We start from the raw sequence: 14,469 nt of genomic DNA, 5'->3' as shown, positions 1-14,469 counted from the left end.
CGCGGGGCTGGTCGATCTGTTCGGCCCGCGCGAACGGTGGCACGAGACGCAGCGCTCGTTCCTCTGGATGCACTGCGCCACCATGGTTCCGAGTTTCACCGGTGGCGCCGAAGTGGATCTGCCGATGCCGTGCACCTACGACTTCGAGGTCTCCGGATCGAAGTACCTGCACGCGTTGCGCGACGGCGTGGTCCCGCTGTTGTTCCTGTTCAGCGGAACGGTTTTCATCCGGGGCAGTTCCGGATTCGCCGTTCAGCAGATTCCGTGGGACCGCGAGGACAAGTTCGACATGCCGGTGTCGGTGTGGCGGGACCTGATGGCCGCGCACTTTCCCAATGCCGGATGGGTGCGGTTGCACAACGACACCTTGCAGGCGCTCGCCGCCTACAAGTCCGGCCACGGCCTGCTCGGCTTCGACGACGCGGTGACTCGGCTGCTGACCGGCTCGGAGGAGGTGTCGTGACCTCCGCCGAATCCCGTGCCCGCGCTCGTGCCGTGGCCGACGCGGTGCTCTACGAGGGCTACCTGCTCTACCCCTACCGAGCCGACGCGCGCAAGAACCAGTCGCGATGGCAGTTCGGTGTACTGGGACCGCCCGGGGCCGCCGCGGCGGGACTGGGGGAGGAATCGACTCTGTCCGCGCAGTTCCTGATCGATCCGGGTGAGCGTCCTCGGATCACCCTGACCGTTCGTTTCCTCCAGCTTCAGCGCCGCCAAGTGGTGAACGGCGACGGTACGCCCGTCCCGGAACTGACCGACGGCGAGGTCTCGTGGCTGACCTGGGACGAGGCGGTGGAACAGGAGGTCGTCGTCGGCCCGGTCACGCCCGGCCGTCTCGTCCGGCCACTGGCGATCCCGGGCGGCGTCGACAGCGAAGAGATTCCCACCGCGTCCGGCGCTGCCCGTGGCACCTTCGTGCGGACCCGGCATCCGCTGGCGGGTGAACTCGAACTCGCGTCCGACCGGGACGACGGCTTCCTGCGGCTGACCGTCGTCCTGCGCAACGTCGGCGGGCCTGCGGCCGATACGCGCGACGCCATCGCCCGCTCGCTGATCGGCGCGCACGTCATCGCGGAGGTCACCGGCGGCGATTTCGTCTCGTTGCTGGAGCCGCCGCCCCACGCGACGGCCGCCGCCGCCCGCTGCGACCGGTACCGGTGCTTTCCGGTGCTGGCCGGTCCGCCCGGTGACTACAGCATGCTGCTGATCTCGCCGATCATCCTCTACGACCATCCGGAGATCGCCGAGCAGAGCGAAGGCGCGCTGTTCGACTCCACCGAGATCGACGAGATCCTCACGCTGCGGGTGCTGACGATGACCGACGCCGAGAAGGCGCGGGCGCGGGCGACCGATCCGCGCGCGGCGGAGATCATCGACCGCTGCGAGGCCATGTCACCCGACGCGATGCGGCAGTTGCACGGGGTGCTGCGCGACCCGCACGCCGATCGTCCACGGCTGATACCGGAGGTCCCCGAGGGCATCGATTGGTGGGACCCGCTGGCCGACACCGCCGTTCGCCCGGATTCCGACGCGGTGCCGGTCGCGGGAGTGCTGGTGCGCAAGGGCAGCCGCGTCCGGCTGCACCCGGCACGGCGGGCCGACGCCCAGGATGTGTTCTTCGACGGCAGACGCGCCCGGGTCGTCTCGGTGCACGCCGACGTGGACGGGCATGCGCACGTCGGGGTCGTGCTCGACGACGATCCCGCGGCCGAACTGCACGAATGGTACGGCCGCTACCTGTATTTCGCGCCCGACGAACTGGAGCCGCTCGACGGCCCGGAGAAGTGAAAGGAAGTCCGCTATGGAAACCGTAGGAGTGGTCTCGACGACTGTCGTCGCCGTGCTGGTGGCGGCGGCGCTGTATCTCGGCGTGCGGTCGATACCGGATCTGCGGCGATACCTGAAGATCCGGCACATGTAGCGGCCGACCGGAAAGGAGCATCATGGGTGAGCATCGCGAAGAGCCGCAATCGGCACGGGGCGCGCCGGGTTCGCGCGACGCCGGCGCCGGCGTAGCGGCCGGAGGCCCGGCGGACCGGGAGCCCGGGCACATCGATCACGAGGAGATGACCTCGGCGCACTCCGAAGACATCAAGCGGGAGACCGAGTTCACCTCGCAGGCCCCGCCCGGCACCGAATCGGCGGCGCCGCCCTACGACGAGCGCAAGCAGACCGCCAACGCCCCCGGCGAGACGGCGACCGGAAAGGTCGACGACGCGCGAGTGGGCGGCGCGACGACGCCCACCGACGAAGAGGGGTGAATTCACGGCCGCGGTGCTGATCGCCGGGATCGGCAACATCTTCCTCGGCGACGACGGATTCGGACCCGAGGTGGTGCGGCGGCTGCCGCGCCACCCCGACCCCGGCGTGCGCGTGGTGGACTACGGCATCCGCGGCATGCATCTCGCCTACGACCTGCTCGATCCCTGGGCCGCCCTGGTGCTGGTCGACGCGGTGCCCGGCCGCGGCGCGCCCGGCCGGGTCGAGGTGTTCCGCGCCGTGCCGGAGGACACCGGCGCCGCGCTCGACGCGCACGCGATGAGCCCGGACGCGGTCTTCGCCGGGGTGCGCGCCCTGGGCGGCGTGCTACCACCCACCGTGGTGGTCGGCTGTCAGGTCGCCCGCGTGGACGAGGGCATCGGCCTGTCCGAGCCGGTCGCCGCGGCGGTGGACGAGGCGGTCGCCGCTGTCGGAGGTGTGCTCGCCGACTTACTGCACACCGGCGCCGCGCCGCTTCCGCCGGCCACAGCGCGACAGGAGGACTGACGGATGTGTCTCGGCATTCCCGGACGGGTGATGGCGATCCCCGAGGGCTACCACGAGCAGATCGCGCTGGTCGAGGTGTCCGGCGAGCCGCGCAGAGTGAACATCGGCCTGCTCGGCGACGATCCGGCGCGCCCGGGTGACTGGGTGATCATCCACATGGGTTTCGCGGTGGAGAAGACCGACGAGGCGGGCGCGGCGGCGGCGCTGGACGGACTGCGGCTGCTGCAACGCGGAGACCTGCCATGACCACCGAGCGGCTGCGGCGGCGGCTCCTGGTGCGCGGCGTGGTGCAAGGCGTCGGGTTCCGCCCGTTCGTCTACACCACCGCCGCCGAACTGGCCCTGTCCGGCAGCGTGGGCAACGACAGCGGCGGCGTCGTCATCGAGGTCGAAGGCGGGCCGGCGGGACTGGACGAGTTCGCCGAGCGGCTGCGGCTGCGGCCGCCTCCGCTGGCGGTGGTCGAATCGGTCGAGCAGACCGACATCCCGGTGCGCGGCGGCACCGGATTCCACATCGCGGGCACCACGCGCGACGGCGGCGGCCGTACGCTGGCCTCACCCGACGTGGCGATCTGCGCGGACTGCGAACGCGAGTTGCGCGATCCCGGCGATCGGCGCTATCGGCACCCGTTCGTCAACTGCACCAACTGCGGTCCGCGCTTCACCATCATCGCGAGCCTGCCCTACGACCGCGAGCGGACGTCGATGGCCGATTTCGCCATGTGCGGCCGGTGCGCGCGGGAGTACGCCGATCCCGCGAACCGCCGTTTCCACGCCCAGCCGATCGCCTGCCCGGACTGTGGTCCGGTGCTGACCTACACCGGACCGGGAGCCGGTGCGCCGCTGACGGCCGCGCGGCGACTGCTGCGCGCGGGCGGCATCCTGGCGGTCAAGGGCATCGGCGGATACCACCTCGCGTGCGACGCCACCAACGAGTCGGCCGTCGCGGAGTTGCGCAGGCGCAAACGGCGCGGAGCCAAACCTTTCGCCGTGATGGCGCCGGATCTCGCCACCGCCCGGGCCATCGTCGCCGTCGACAGCGCCGCCGCGACGCTGCTGACCGGCCCGGCCCGGCCGATAGTGCTGCTCGCGCGCCGATCCCTGCCGGAAGAATCCCGTTCGTCCCGCACGAGGCCCGGCCGGGGCGATGCTGCGGCGCCGGTGGGCGGCGAGACACATCCCGACCCGATCCCGGCTCCGTCGGTGGCGCCCGGCAACCCGGATCTGGGCGTGATGCTCGCCTACACTCCGCTGCACCTGCTGCTGTTCGGCCTGCCCGGCGACCCGCCCGGCCCGCGGGTGCTCGTGATGACCTCGGGCAATCTCGGCGGCGAGCCGATCTGCTACCAGGACGACGACGCCCGGACCCGGCTGGCGGGGCTGGCCGACGGCTGGCTGTCGCACAACCGGCGCATCCTGGTGCCCTGCGACGACTCGGTGGTGCGCTCGCTCGACGGCCGCGAGCTGCCCGTACGGCGCTCGCGCGGTTACGCGCCGCTGCCGCTGCTGCTGCCGGTGCCGCTGCCGCCGACCCTCGCGGTCGGCGCCGACCTCAAGAACACCTGCGCGCTGGCCGAGGGTCGCTACGCCTGGCTGAGCCAGCACATCGGCGACATGGACGACCTGGCCACGCTGCGCTCCTTCGACGCCGCCCAGCGCCACCTCGCGGAACTCACCGGCGTGCGCCCGCGGCAACTGGTCGCCGACGCGCACCCCGGCTACCGCTCCACCGCGTGGGCGCGCGGGCACGCGGGCGAGCGAGCCGTGTACACCGTCCAGCACCACCACGCGCACATCGCCGCCGTGATGGGCGAGCACGGACTCGGCGCCACCGATCAGGTGGTCGGCATCGCCTTCGACGGCACCGGCTTCGGGCCGGACGGCGCGGTGTGGGGCGGCGAGGTCCTGCTGGCGGGCTACAAGGGCTACCGGCGGCTGGCGCACCTGAAGTACGTGCCGCTCGCGGGCGGCGACCTCGCGGTGCGCAGGCCCTATCGCATGGCGCTGGCGCATCTGTGGGCGGCCGGGATCGGCTGGGACGAGGACATCCCGGCGGTCGCCGCGTGCCCGCCCGCCGAGCGATCGGTGCTGGCCCACCAGTTCCGCACCGGATTGGGCTGCGCGCCCACGTCGAGCATGGGCCGGTTGTTCGACGCGGTGTCGTCGCTGTGCGGCGTCCGCCACGAGGTGGATTACGAAGCCCAGGCGGCGATCGAACTGGAAGGACTGTCCCGTACCGGCGCGGACGACGTCATCGCCTACCGGTTCCCGGCGGCGGACGGCGATCCCGCCGCGATCGATCCCGCACCGGTGCTCGCGGCCGTCGTGGCCGACGTTCGCGCGGGCGTGCCCGCACCGGTGGTCGGCGCCCGGTTCCACGCGGCGCTCGCCCGGCTGGTGCTCGACCTCGCGATTCGCTACGCCACCCCGGCGACGGTCGTCGCGCTGTCCGGCGGAGTGTTCCAGAACGCCCTGCTGCTCGCGCGATCGTGCGCGCTGCTGCGCGACAACGGGTTCACCGTGATCACCCACCGCCGACTGCCGCCCAACGACGGCGGCCTCGCATTCGGGCAACTCCTCGCGGGCAGCGAGGGATGAGCGAAGGAGAGCAACGATGTGTCTTGCGGTACCAGGCAAAGTGCTCAGCCTGCACGAGCGGGACGGCACGCTGATGTCGGTCGTCGACTTCGGCGGCGTGCACAAGGACGTGTGCCTGCAATACATCCCGGACGCGGCAATCGGTGACTACGTCGTGGTCCACGTCGGCTTCGCGATCCAGCGACTGGACGAGGACTCCGCGCTGCGGACCCTGGCCGAGTTCGAGCACCTCGGCGTACTGAACGAGGAATTCGGCGACGGCTTCGAGATCGCCGCCGAGCAGGCGGGTGTGGACAATCCCGCCGCCGAGCCACCACGCGAGGAACCGGAGGCGACGTCATGAAGTACCTGGACGAATTCAGCAACCCCGACCTGGCCCAGCGCCTGCTGGATCGGATCCGCGCGGCGACCAGCCGCCGCTGGGCAATCATGGAAGTCTGTGGCGGTCAGACCCATTCGATCATCCGCCACGGCATCGACCAGCTGCTGCCCGAGCAGATCGAGATGATCCACGGCCCCGGCTGCCCGGTCTGCGTCACCCCGCTCGAGGTGATCGACAAGGCGCTGGAGATCGCCGCGCAGCCGGGCGTGATCTTCTGCTCGTTCGGCGACATGCTGCGCGTGCCCGGCAGCGCCAAGGACCTGTTCCGGGTCAAGAGCGAAGGCGGCGACGTGCGGGTGGTGTACTCGCCGCTGGACGCGCTCAACTTGGCCAGGGAGAACCCGGACCGCCAGGTCGTGTTCTTCGGCATCGGTTTCGAGACCACCGCTCCGGCCAACGCCATGACGGTGTACCAGGCCAAGCGGCTCGGCATCGGCAACTTCTCCCTGCTGGTCTCGCACGTGCTGGTCCCGCCTGCCATCGCCGCGATCATGGAGTCGCCGACCTGCCGGGTGCAGGGGTTCCTCGCGGCCGGGCACGTCTGCACCGTGATGGGAACCGACGAGTACCCGCCGCTGGCCGAACGGTACCGGGTCCCGATGGTGGTCACCGGATTCGAGCCGCTGGACATCCTGGAGGGTATCCGGCGCACTGTGCTGCAACTGGAGTCGGGCAGGCACGAACTGGAGAACGCGTATCCGCGGGCGGTGTCCGCGGCGGGAAACCCAGCGGCCAAAGCCATGCTGCAGGACGTGTTCGAGGTCACCGACCGGGGCTGGCGCGGCATCGGCGTGATTCCGCACAGCGGCTGGCGGTTGTCGGATCGCTATCGGGAGTTCGACGCCGAACAGCGCTTCGCCGTGGGCGACATGCACACCGCCGAGTCGACGATCTGCCGCTCCGGCGAGGTGCTGCAAGGGTTGATCAAACCCAACGAGTGCGCCGCCTTCGGCAAGCAGTGCACGCCGCGTAACCCGTTGGGCGCCACCATGGTGTCCTCCGAGGGCGCGTGCGCCGCCTACTACCTGTACCGGCGCCTCGACCTGCCCGCGGAGGTGGCTCATGCGTGAGGAACGCGCGGCGCCCGCGACCATCGACATGGAGGGCTGGGTCTGCCCGATGCCGCTGCGGGACGCGCCGAACATCGTGATGGGCCACGGCGGCGGCGGCGCGATGTCCGGCGAGCTGATCGAGCATCTGTTCCTGCCCGCGTTCGGCTCGGCCGCCACCGCCGACCTGACCGACTCCGCGGTCGTCACGCTCGGTGGGGCGCGATTGGCTTTCTCCACCGATTCTTTCGTGGTCAAGCCGATCGTCTTCCCCGGGGGCACGATCGGCGAGCTCGCGGTCAACGGCACGGTGAACGACCTGGCCATGTCCGGGGCGCGGCCGATGGTGCTGTCCACCGCGTTCATCCTGGAAGAGGGCACCGCGCTGGCCGACATCGCGCGGATCGCGCAGGCGGTCGGCACCGCCGCGCTCGCGGCGGAGGTCCAGCTGGTCACCGGCGACACGAAGGTCGTCGACGCCGGGCACGGCGACGGGATCTACCTCAACACCGCCGGGATCGGTGTGGTCGACCCGGGCGTGGACATCCGGCCGCAGCGCGCGACCCCGGGTGATGTCGTGCTGGTCAGCGGCGACATCGGCGTGCACGGTGTCGCGGTGCTCAGCTGCCGCGAAGGCCTGGAATTCGGCACCACCGTGCTCAGCGACACCGCGCCGCTGCACGGCTTGGTCGCGGCGATGCTGGCCACCGGCGCCGACGTGCACGTGCTGCGCGATCCCACCCGAGGCGGAGTCGCGGCCTCGCTCAACGAGATCGCCCGCGCCGCGAACATCGGTGTGGCGCTGGACGAGCGGCAGCTCCCGGTGCCCGACGGCGTGCGCGACGCGTGCGGACTGCTCGGCTTGGACCCGATGTACGTGGCCAACGAGGGCAAGCTGCTGGCGTTCGTCCCGCCCGAGGACGCCGATCACGTCCTCGCGGCGATGCGGGAGCACCCGCTGGGCGCGCAGGCGGTGGCGATCGGCCGGTGCGTCGCCGAACATCCCGGGATGGTCGTGGCCCGCACCGGGCTCGGTGGTACGCGCGTGGTCGACCTGCCCGCGGGCGAGCAATTGCCGCGAATCTGCTGACGGCCGACCGAACCGGTCCGGAGAGAAAGCGAGGTGGGCGTCATCGGTCGGATCGCCGATAGTCCCGCGGCGCCGCGCGGCCCGCTGGCCCGGCTGGACGGGCGCCGGCGTCGCGGCGTCGCGGGGATGGCGTCGGTCGTCGTCGCCCTGCACGTCCTCGGCTGGTCGGCGCTGCTGCTGCTCGTGGTCCCCGGCGGGTATGTGGTGGACGACGCGGTCTTCGGCGTCGGGCTCGGCGTCACGGCCTACACGCTCGGGATGCGGCACGCGTTCGACGCCGACCACATCGCCGCGATCGACAACACCACCCGCAAGCTGGTCGCGGACGGACGTAAGCCGCTGTCGGTCGGATTCTGGTTCTCCCTCGGGCACTCCACCGTCGTCTTCGCCCTCGTCGCGCTGCTGGCGTTCGGCGTCAAGGCGCTGGCGGGGAGCCTGCGCGAGGAGAACTCCGGGCTGCAACGGTGGACCGGCCTGTTCGGCACCGGCGTCTCGGGGACGTTCCTGCTGGCCATCGGCGTGTTGAACCTGGCCTCGCTGATCGGCATCTGGCGGGTGTTCCGCGGGATGCGGCACGGGACCTGTGACGAAGCCGCGCTGCGGCAGCGATTGAACGACCGCGGCGCCCTGCAACGGGTGATCGGCCCGCTGATCCGGGCGGTGCGCGCACCGTGGCAGATGTACCCCGTCGGGCTGCTGTTCGGGCTGGGTTTCGACACCGTCACCGAGGTGAGCCTGTTGGTGATCGCGGGCGGCGCGGCGGCGACCGACCTGCCGTGGTACGCGATTCTGGTGCTGCCGGTGCTGTTCTCGGCGGGGATGACTCTCTTCGACGCACTCGACGGCGCGTTCATGAACTACGCCTACGGGTGGGCCTTCGCCGGGCCGCTGCGCGCGGTCTACTACAACGTCGTCGTCACGGCGCTGTCGGTTGCCGTAGCCCTGCTGATCGGCGCACAGGAGATCATCTCGCTGCTGGCCGCGGAGTTCGGCATCGCGGAAGGCCCACTGGCCTGGGTCGGCGGGCTGGATCTCGGGGCGATGGGTTTCCTGATCGTCGGGCTGTTCGTGCTCACCTGGGCGGTGGCGGTCGCGGTGTGGCGATTCGGCCGGCTGGAGCAGCGGTGGACTCCCGGGCACGCCGGTGAAAGGCCTTGCTGATGGCGGGCAGCGGAGCGGAGATGTTCGCCCGGTACGCCTACGCCCCCAACCGGCTCGGCTACTGCGGGCCGCCCGACGCGGCCGCGCTGCGGGACGGTTCGGACGAACAGGTGCGGGCGGTGGCGCGCCGGTTCACCGGCGCGTGGCCCTACTTGCGGGTGATGGCCCGGATGACCGGCATCGCCGACCCGCTGGACCGCCGCCTCGTCGAGTCGTACTGGCTGGGCGGCGGCGTCGGCGCGGACCTGGACCCCCGTGAGTTCACCGCGGAGCTGCTGAACCTGCTCGGCCCGGTCGCGGGCGGCTACTGGACGCACCTGACCCCGCGGCTGGCGGAGGAGGCCGCGGCCAACCACTGCTTCCATGTGTTCGGCGTATACCCGTGGTCGCGGCTGCTCCGGCACGGCAACGCGCATCCCCTGCACGTGCTCGACAGCTGCCGGATCAGCTGGGGCACCGTGCTCGACCGCACCGGCGGCGAGGTCGCGCTGCGCTCTCGCGCGCTCGACTGGGACGGCGAGCGTCTCGCGCTGTCGACGGAGACCGTGCGGAGGGTGCCGATCCGGGTGGACGGGTACGCGGCGGTGCCGGACGTCGCGGTGGGGGAGCAGGTGGCGGTGCACTGGGGGCGGCTGTGCGGGCGGCTGGACGATGCCCAGGCGAATGCTCTGACGGCGGGGACGCTGCGTCAGCTGGAGGTCACCAACCGGCGACTCGCCGCGCGGGGAATCTCGGCGAAAAGCTGATCAGCGCGTTTCGGGAATTGTCCGTACTCGACGGTGCGGTGGAATTCCGCACGCTCTCCGACGTGTTTCGCCGACGCGTGTGCGGAGTATGATGTATATGGCTGTCGAGCCCGGCTTCGAGGAGCGACGCGTGGAATCGCCGATGGCTGCAAGTGAAGAATTCATTGCCACCCAGGAATTGTTCCGGGGTGATTCTCACGGTGTGTCGGCGCGTCCCCTCGGCGCCGTGCCCGATGGGCCGATCCGCGTATCGGATTCTGCCCGAGGGGAGGTGAACTACCGTGATGGAGCAGATGATGGGGATGGCACGCGACTGGTGGAATCGCATGTTCCCCGGCATGCCGATGCCGATGCTGCCGATGATGTCGTAGCCGCCACGTGGTAGCTGAAAGCGAATTCGCTCGCGGTGTGGTGTGCCGGTGTTTCGGTTACTCGGCGAAAGAAAGCGGAGCCGCCTATTCGGCGGGCCGCAGAATTCGGTCCGGATAGCCGGCGGTCTCTTCGACGCGGGGGTGTGATGTTCCGCTCGGCGGGTACGTCTGTTCTCGTATCCGATCGAAATGATTGCACCATTCACCTACACGGAGAGCGACTGTCCACTGGTTTCCTGGGCGGCGTCCACGGCGGACCGAGCGGCGTCGGCAGGCCGGGAAGTTCCGGCTCGGTGGCGGTCGACCGATGCGAGGTGATCGACCTCGTTGGAGGCATGCGATGAACGGAGCTTCGCAGCAGGGAAAGCAGCCGGTGAGTGCCGTGCTGGCCGGTCCTTACGGACATCCGTTCCACCCGATCCTGGTCACCGTGCCGATCGGCGCCTGGGTCGCCAGTCTCGTGTTCGACCTCGGGTCGCGGTTCGTCGACGATCCGGAGTTCCTGGCCGAGGGCTCGTCATGGCTGATCGCGATCGGCGTCCTGGGCGCCTTGGCAGCGGCGACGATCGGATTCCTCGACCTGCTCGCGATCCCGACGGGTACGCCCGCCTTCCGCACCGGCTTGCTGCACATGACCCTCAACTTGCTGGTGACCCTCGCCTATGCGATCGGCTTCGTGTGGCGGCTGGGCGCCGATGCGCCCGTCGCGGCCGGGCCGCTCGCGCTGTCGGTGGCCGCCCTGGTGGCGTTGGCGGTCTCGGGGTATCTCGGCGGCAAGCTCGCCTATCACTACGGCGTGCGGGTCGCCGACGAGGCCACCCAGGCAAGCGGCTTCACGCACCGAACCCCTTAGGAGGCACAGATGGGCATCGCCGCGTTGATCTTCTGGTTGCTCACCGCGGGCGGCGGTTTCTTCCTGCTCGGCACGTGGATCGCCAAGGGCGGTACCCGGCAGCCGAATTCGACCCAGCTGCCCGCGCCGGTCGTGTTCGGTCACTTCGCGCTCGCCGTGGCCGGACTGATCCTCTGGATCGTGTACCTCTTCGCCGACGCGGACGCGCTGGCGTGGGTGGCGTTCGTATTGCTGATCCCGGTCGCGCTGCTCGGATTCGCGATGCTGCTGCGCTGGATCCCCACCTACCGCTCCAGGTCCGCCGGTACGGCCGAACCTCCTGAGGCGCACTTCCCGGTCGCCGTCGTCGCCGGACACGGTGTGCTGGCCGTGGCGACCGTCGTGCTGGTGCTCTTGACCGCGCTCGGGGTGGGTTGATCGACCGAGCCGGTACGAACGATGGCCGCGCGAGACGCCGCGCGGCCATCGACATCGTCTCGCCGGCCGTCAGATCTTCCGGATGACCGTGACGACCTTGCCCAGGATCTGCGCGTCGTTACCGGGGATCGGCTCGAAGACCGGGTTGTGCGGCATCAGCCAGACGTCCTTGCCGGTGCGCTTGAACGTCTTCACCGTGGCCTCGCCGTCGATCATCGCCGCTACGATGTCGCCGTTGTCGGCCACGTTCTGCTGCCGCACGACCACCCAGTCGCCGTCGCAGATCGCCGCGTCGATCATGGACTGGCCGACGACCTTCAGCAGGAACAGCGAACCGTCGCCGACCAGTTCGCGCGGCAGCGGGAAGACGTCCTCGACGGCCTGTTCGGCCAGGATCGGGCCACCGGCGGCGATCCGGCCGAGCACCGGGACGAACGTGGGGACGGGCCGATCGACGTCGACGGCGACCTCGCCGTCGTCCACCCCGGCCACCGGCAGGCTGGTCACCGACCGCACCACCTCGTCCAGGCCCCGGACGTCCACGGCGCGCGGCCGATTCGGATCGCGGCGCAGATAGCCTTTGCGCTCCAGGGCGCGTAGCTGATGCGCGACCGACGAGGTGGAGGTCAACCCCACGGCGTCGCCGATCTCCCGAATGCTCGGCGGATAGCCGCGCTCGCTCACCGAGGTGCGGATCACCTCCAGCACCTTGCGCTGACGCACGGTGAGATCCGCCCCGGTACCCGCCGCGTCGGCGCCGCTGTCGGTCTCGTCGCCCGTGTCGTCCGTGTGCCTCACCGCAACCGCCCTTTCCTGCTCTGCCAGGCGGTTGGGTGCCCGGCATGTGTCTGCATGACCTGTCCTGTCTTCGGTTCTTCGAATCTAGTCCGGTCGCGTCACTTGATCAAACATCTGTTCGACGCATGTCGGGCGTTTCTGCTGACTTTGTCACCGGACCGTGGTAGAAATCGAACACCAGTTCTTCGAACACTTGAGCGAATGGCGACTGCACAGGTGTTCGAACACGCAGCCCGGCTCGTATGGCGACGGAGCACCCACACGGAGGTTTGTCCGATGCGCACTGCGCTCAGCGATAGCACCCCATCCATCGATGTGACGACGACGAGGCTCGACAGCGGCATCGCAGGTCTCGATCCGGCGCAGGACGATCTCGGATACGAGACCGCCCGGCTGATGCTGCGCGGCGGTGCACGCGCACGGGCGCTCGCGCTCGCGCACCGGTCCGCGGTCGATCGGCGCCCGCTCGGCGCCCGTCCCGGCGGCGGCGCGGTCGATTACACCCGGGTCGCAGGGACTTTCGCGCAGCGGCACGCGTGCGGTGTCCATCCGATGCGCCGGGTCGAGCAGGCACAGGTCGGTTTCGCGGCGCTGGCCGTCGCCGCCCTGCTCACCGCGCTCGTGGTGATCGGGCTCATCGCCTTGGCGCATGTGCGGGCGGGGGAGTGGGGCGGCGGGCCCGGTGGGGCGGTGTCGGCGGTGGTGGACGGCCCAGGTGCGTCGGAAGGCGGCCACGGGCGCTGAGGGAGAGGAATTCGGCCACGATGCGTGGCCCGAGATGTTGATCGACAAACTAGAACGTGTTGCTACCGTGCTGAAAACGTGATCCGGGCAACACCGCCCGAACGATGGCGGGACCTCTCAGCACATGACACTCCACACCGCGGGCCGCTCGGTTCGCGTTCTCACCCGCGCGGCTGCCCTGTCCTTCAGCCTGGTCTTCGGGATGGGCGCGGCGGCCACCGCTCATGCGGAACCGGCCTATGCGGCGTATCTCGATCTGCCGTCCGTCAACGGTGACGGTGCGGGGGCGGGCGGGCTCAATCCACTGCTGCCGCTGAACGAAGCGGCCCTCGCGGAGGCGGTGCGCCAGGCACGATCGGACTCGGTGGAGCCCCGCCGGTACGCGACCTTGCTCCACCAGTACTGGTTGGTGAGCGCCACCCGTAACGCCGACATCGACCTCGCGACTTGGGATCCCGGACGCGGCCCACGCGCGAACGAACGCGTCTTCAACCAGGTGTACGTCAACTATCTGCGGTTGGCCACCCGGCATCCGGAGTTCTACTGGGCCGGGCTGGCCGGGATCGCGGGCGGATCGTTCGCCTCCGGTTTCTTCGACATGAGCGACGCGGCGGTCGTCCTGGACGTGCCCGGCATCAGGGAACTCGGCGCCGCGGTCGCCGACAGCTTGCGCGCCACCCCGCCGGAATTGGCACGCGCGCTGCCGCAGGACATCCATCTGCTGGCCACCGAGGGTTCCCGCCTGAGCGCCGCGGACGTCACCTGGTACCAGACGCGCCTGATGATCATGCAGAAGCACATCTTCACCGATCTGGTGCCGATGCACGAGGCCTACGTCGCGCTCGGCATGCGCGGCATCGAGGAAATGTACGCGGCGGGCTTGCTCGACGACGACATTCGCGCCGCCTGGCAGTCGATCGCCGCGGGCACCCGGGAGGGCTGTGTCGACGCGCTGGTCCGGATGACCGACCGGGAGCAGAACCACGTCGTCGCCGACCAGTGGGACGAGACGGCGGCGGGACGTGCGCCGATCGGCCGGGTGCTCACCTACGTCAGCACCGTGGCGGGCAAACCCGCCGTTCCCGGCGTCCGCGCGCCCGGCGTGTTCGCCCCGGCCGTGGTCACCGCCGAGGTAGGAGGCCGCAGCCTGGCGCTGCGCGTCCCACTGCCCGGCTTCAACTGGGCCGATCGCGAAACGCGATGGAACTACATCACCGGTGACCTGGTGCCCCGCCACATCGATCTGGAGACCGACCCCGTGCTGGCCGCCGCCGTCCTCGGCGAGGCGTTCTGGGGCAAGCTCGCCCGCGGTCGTCTGGCCGCCCGCTTGCCGGACCTCCTCGCGGACCTGTCCGCGCACTGGCAGATCACCGGATGAGGCTGCCCGGCCGGTTGCCGGGGTGAGTGCGACGATCCGGGGACCCGGACGGGTATCCTCGAAGTGTTATGCAGGCATTCCGCGTGTCGCACGCGGACTGTCTGGTACCGGGGTATA

18 protein-coding genes are annotated in these 14,469 nt (G+C 70.3%); 17 read left to right on the top strand and 1 reads right to left on the bottom strand.

What is annotated here, in order from left to right:
* The 15 genes from ON27_RS17650 to ON27_RS17590 all read left to right on the top strand — a co-directional run.
* On the top strand, nt 1–463 hold a 463-nt coding region (locus ON27_RS17650), incomplete at its 5' end, for a DUF6084 family protein (protein WP_043728075.1).
* Nucleotides 460–1,788 carry a hypothetical protein gene (locus ON27_RS17645; protein ID WP_043728073.1) on the top strand — a complete coding sequence of 443 codons (1,329 nt, stop codon included), beginning with the start codon at nt 460–462 and terminating at the stop codon, nt 1,786–1,788. The genes ON27_RS17650 and ON27_RS17645, both read left to right, overlap by 4 nt.
* Nucleotides 1,789–1,801: 13 nt before the next feature.
* Entirely contained in the window at nt 1,802–1,921 is a 120-nt protein-coding gene (locus ON27_RS45840; protein ID WP_086007502.1) for a DUF6893 family small protein, read from the top strand.
* Nucleotides 1,922–1,943: 22 nt separating this feature from the next.
* Nucleotides 1,944–2,261, top strand: a complete 318-nt coding sequence (locus tag ON27_RS17640) for a hypothetical protein (RefSeq protein ID WP_043728069.1) — start codon at nt 1,944–1,946, stop codon at nt 2,259–2,261.
* A gap of 13 nt (nt 2,262–2,274) precedes the next feature.
* Nucleotides 2,275–2,766: a hydrogenase maturation protease gene (locus tag ON27_RS17635; RefSeq protein WP_051046711.1), complete on the top strand. Its 492-nt coding sequence runs from the start codon at nt 2,275–2,277 to the stop codon at nt 2,764–2,766.
* 3 nt (nt 2,767–2,769) lie between these two features.
* On the top strand, nt 2,770–3,012 hold the full coding sequence (locus tag ON27_RS17630; protein ID WP_043728067.1) for a HypC/HybG/HupF family hydrogenase formation chaperone: 243 nt from the start codon (nt 2,770–2,772) through the stop codon (nt 3,010–3,012).
* Nucleotides 3,009–5,363 (top strand): carbamoyltransferase HypF, encoded by a 2,355-nt coding sequence (locus ON27_RS17625; RefSeq protein ID WP_043728064.1) that lies wholly within the window; start codon nt 3,009–3,011, stop codon nt 5,361–5,363. The genes ON27_RS17630 and ON27_RS17625 overlap by 4 nt, the downstream gene beginning before the upstream one ends.
* Nucleotides 5,364–5,379: 16 nt before the next feature.
* Nucleotides 5,380–5,706, top strand: a complete 327-nt coding sequence (locus ON27_RS17620; protein WP_043728061.1) for a HypC/HybG/HupF family hydrogenase formation chaperone — start codon at nt 5,380–5,382, stop codon at nt 5,704–5,706.
* Complete coding sequence (gene hypD / locus ON27_RS17615) at nt 5,703–6,815, top strand: hydrogenase formation protein HypD (protein ID WP_043728058.1); 1,113 nt, start codon at nt 5,703–5,705, stop codon at nt 6,813–6,815. Before ON27_RS17620 ends, hypD begins: the two co-directional genes overlap by 4 nt.
* The gene (gene hypE, locus ON27_RS17610; RefSeq protein WP_043728056.1) at nt 6,808–7,884 is read left to right on the top strand and encodes a hydrogenase expression/formation protein HypE; all 1,077 of its coding nucleotides are present in this window, start codon (nt 6,808–6,810) and stop codon (nt 7,882–7,884) included. The genes hypD and hypE overlap by 8 nt, the downstream gene beginning before the upstream one ends.
* A 93-nt stretch (nt 7,885–7,977) precedes the next feature.
* The gene (gene nicT / locus ON27_RS17605; RefSeq protein WP_218003007.1) at nt 7,978–9,045 is read left to right on the top strand and encodes a Nickel transporter NicT; all 1,068 of its coding nucleotides are present in this window, start codon (nt 7,978–7,980) and stop codon (nt 9,043–9,045) included.
* Nucleotides 9,045–9,791 carry a DUF6390 family protein gene (locus tag ON27_RS17600; protein WP_043728053.1) on the top strand — a complete coding sequence of 249 codons (747 nt, stop codon included), beginning with the start codon at nt 9,045–9,047 and terminating at the stop codon, nt 9,789–9,791. Before nicT ends, ON27_RS17600 begins: the two co-directional genes overlap by 1 nt.
* A gap of 97 nt (nt 9,792–9,888) precedes the next feature.
* On the top strand, nt 9,889–10,176 hold the full coding sequence (locus ON27_RS42920) for a hypothetical protein (RefSeq protein ID WP_157227221.1): 288 nt from the start codon (nt 9,889–9,891) through the stop codon (nt 10,174–10,176).
* A gap of 326 nt (nt 10,177–10,502) precedes the next feature.
* Nucleotides 10,503–11,015 (top strand): DUF2231 domain-containing protein, encoded by a 513-nt coding sequence (locus ON27_RS17595; RefSeq protein ID WP_043728050.1) that lies wholly within the window; start codon nt 10,503–10,505, stop codon nt 11,013–11,015.
* 9 nt (nt 11,016–11,024) lie between these two features.
* Complete coding sequence (locus tag ON27_RS17590; protein WP_043728047.1) at nt 11,025–11,432, top strand: hypothetical protein; 408 nt, start codon at nt 11,025–11,027, stop codon at nt 11,430–11,432.
* A 69-nt stretch (nt 11,433–11,501) separates the two neighbouring features.
* On the opposite strand, the gene lexA is transcribed toward ON27_RS17590, so the two are convergent.
* Nucleotides 11,502–12,230 carry a transcriptional repressor LexA gene (lexA, locus tag ON27_RS17585; protein WP_043728045.1) on the bottom strand — a complete coding sequence of 243 codons (729 nt, stop codon included), beginning with the start codon at nt 12,228–12,230 and terminating at the stop codon, nt 11,502–11,504.
* Between the two features lie 276 nt (nt 12,231–12,506).
* On the opposite strand from lexA, the gene ON27_RS17580 reads away from it, so the two are divergent.
* Together ON27_RS17580 and ON27_RS17575 are read left to right on the top strand one after the other, a co-directional pair.
* Nucleotides 12,507–12,974 (top strand): hypothetical protein, encoded by a 468-nt coding sequence (locus ON27_RS17580; RefSeq protein ID WP_157227220.1) that lies wholly within the window; start codon nt 12,507–12,509, stop codon nt 12,972–12,974.
* A gap of 124 nt (nt 12,975–13,098) precedes the next feature.
* The gene (locus tag ON27_RS17575) at nt 13,099–14,352 is read left to right on the top strand and encodes a hypothetical protein (RefSeq protein ID WP_043728039.1); all 1,254 of its coding nucleotides are present in this window, start codon (nt 13,099–13,101) and stop codon (nt 14,350–14,352) included.
* The last annotated feature ends 117 nt before the right edge of the window (nt 14,353–14,469 follow it).

Origin of the sequence: Nocardia asiatica NBRC 100129 (assembly GCF_000308415.1) — a bacterium.
In the GTDB taxonomy this organism is placed as follows: domain Bacteria; phylum Actinomycetota; class Actinomycetes; order Mycobacteriales; family Mycobacteriaceae; genus Nocardia; species Nocardia asiatica.
Note: the sequence above shows the minus strand (reverse complement) of the source record. Positions and strands in the feature narration are given on the sequence as shown.

What these genes read in the sequence shown, in the direction of transcription:
- ON27_RS17600 (WP_043728053.1), top strand. Translation starts at nt 9,045, where the DNA reads ATGGCGGGCAGCGGAGCGGAGATGTTCGCCCGGTACGCCTACGCCCCC.
- ON27_RS17625 (WP_043728064.1), top strand. Translation starts at nt 3,009, where the DNA reads ATGACCACCGAGCGGCTGCGGCGGCGGCTCCTGGTGCGCGGCGTGGTG.
- ON27_RS17575 (WP_043728039.1), top strand. Translation starts at nt 13,099, where the DNA reads ATGACACTCCACACCGCGGGCCGCTCGGTTCGCGTTCTCACCCGCGCG.
- ON27_RS17590 (WP_043728047.1), top strand. Translation starts at nt 11,025, where the DNA reads ATGGGCATCGCCGCGTTGATCTTCTGGTTGCTCACCGCGGGCGGCGGT.
- ON27_RS45840 (WP_086007502.1), top strand. Translation starts at nt 1,802, where the DNA reads ATGGAAACCGTAGGAGTGGTCTCGACGACTGTCGTCGCCGTGCTGGTG.
- ON27_RS17620 (WP_043728061.1), top strand. Translation starts at nt 5,380, where the DNA reads ATGTGTCTTGCGGTACCAGGCAAAGTGCTCAGCCTGCACGAGCGGGAC.
- ON27_RS17640 (WP_043728069.1), top strand. Translation starts at nt 1,944, where the DNA reads ATGGGTGAGCATCGCGAAGAGCCGCAATCGGCACGGGGCGCGCCGGGT.
- ON27_RS42920 (WP_157227221.1), top strand. Translation starts at nt 9,889, where the DNA reads ATGGCTGTCGAGCCCGGCTTCGAGGAGCGACGCGTGGAATCGCCGATG.
- hypE (WP_043728056.1), top strand. Translation starts at nt 6,808, where the DNA reads ATGCGTGAGGAACGCGCGGCGCCCGCGACCATCGACATGGAGGGCTGG.
- ON27_RS17595 (WP_043728050.1), top strand. Translation starts at nt 10,503, where the DNA reads ATGAACGGAGCTTCGCAGCAGGGAAAGCAGCCGGTGAGTGCCGTGCTG.
- ON27_RS17580 (WP_157227220.1), top strand. Translation starts at nt 12,507, where the DNA reads ATGCGCACTGCGCTCAGCGATAGCACCCCATCCATCGATGTGACGACG.
- hypD (WP_043728058.1), top strand. Translation starts at nt 5,703, where the DNA reads ATGAAGTACCTGGACGAATTCAGCAACCCCGACCTGGCCCAGCGCCTG.
- ON27_RS17630 (WP_043728067.1), top strand. Translation starts at nt 2,770, where the DNA reads ATGTGTCTCGGCATTCCCGGACGGGTGATGGCGATCCCCGAGGGCTAC.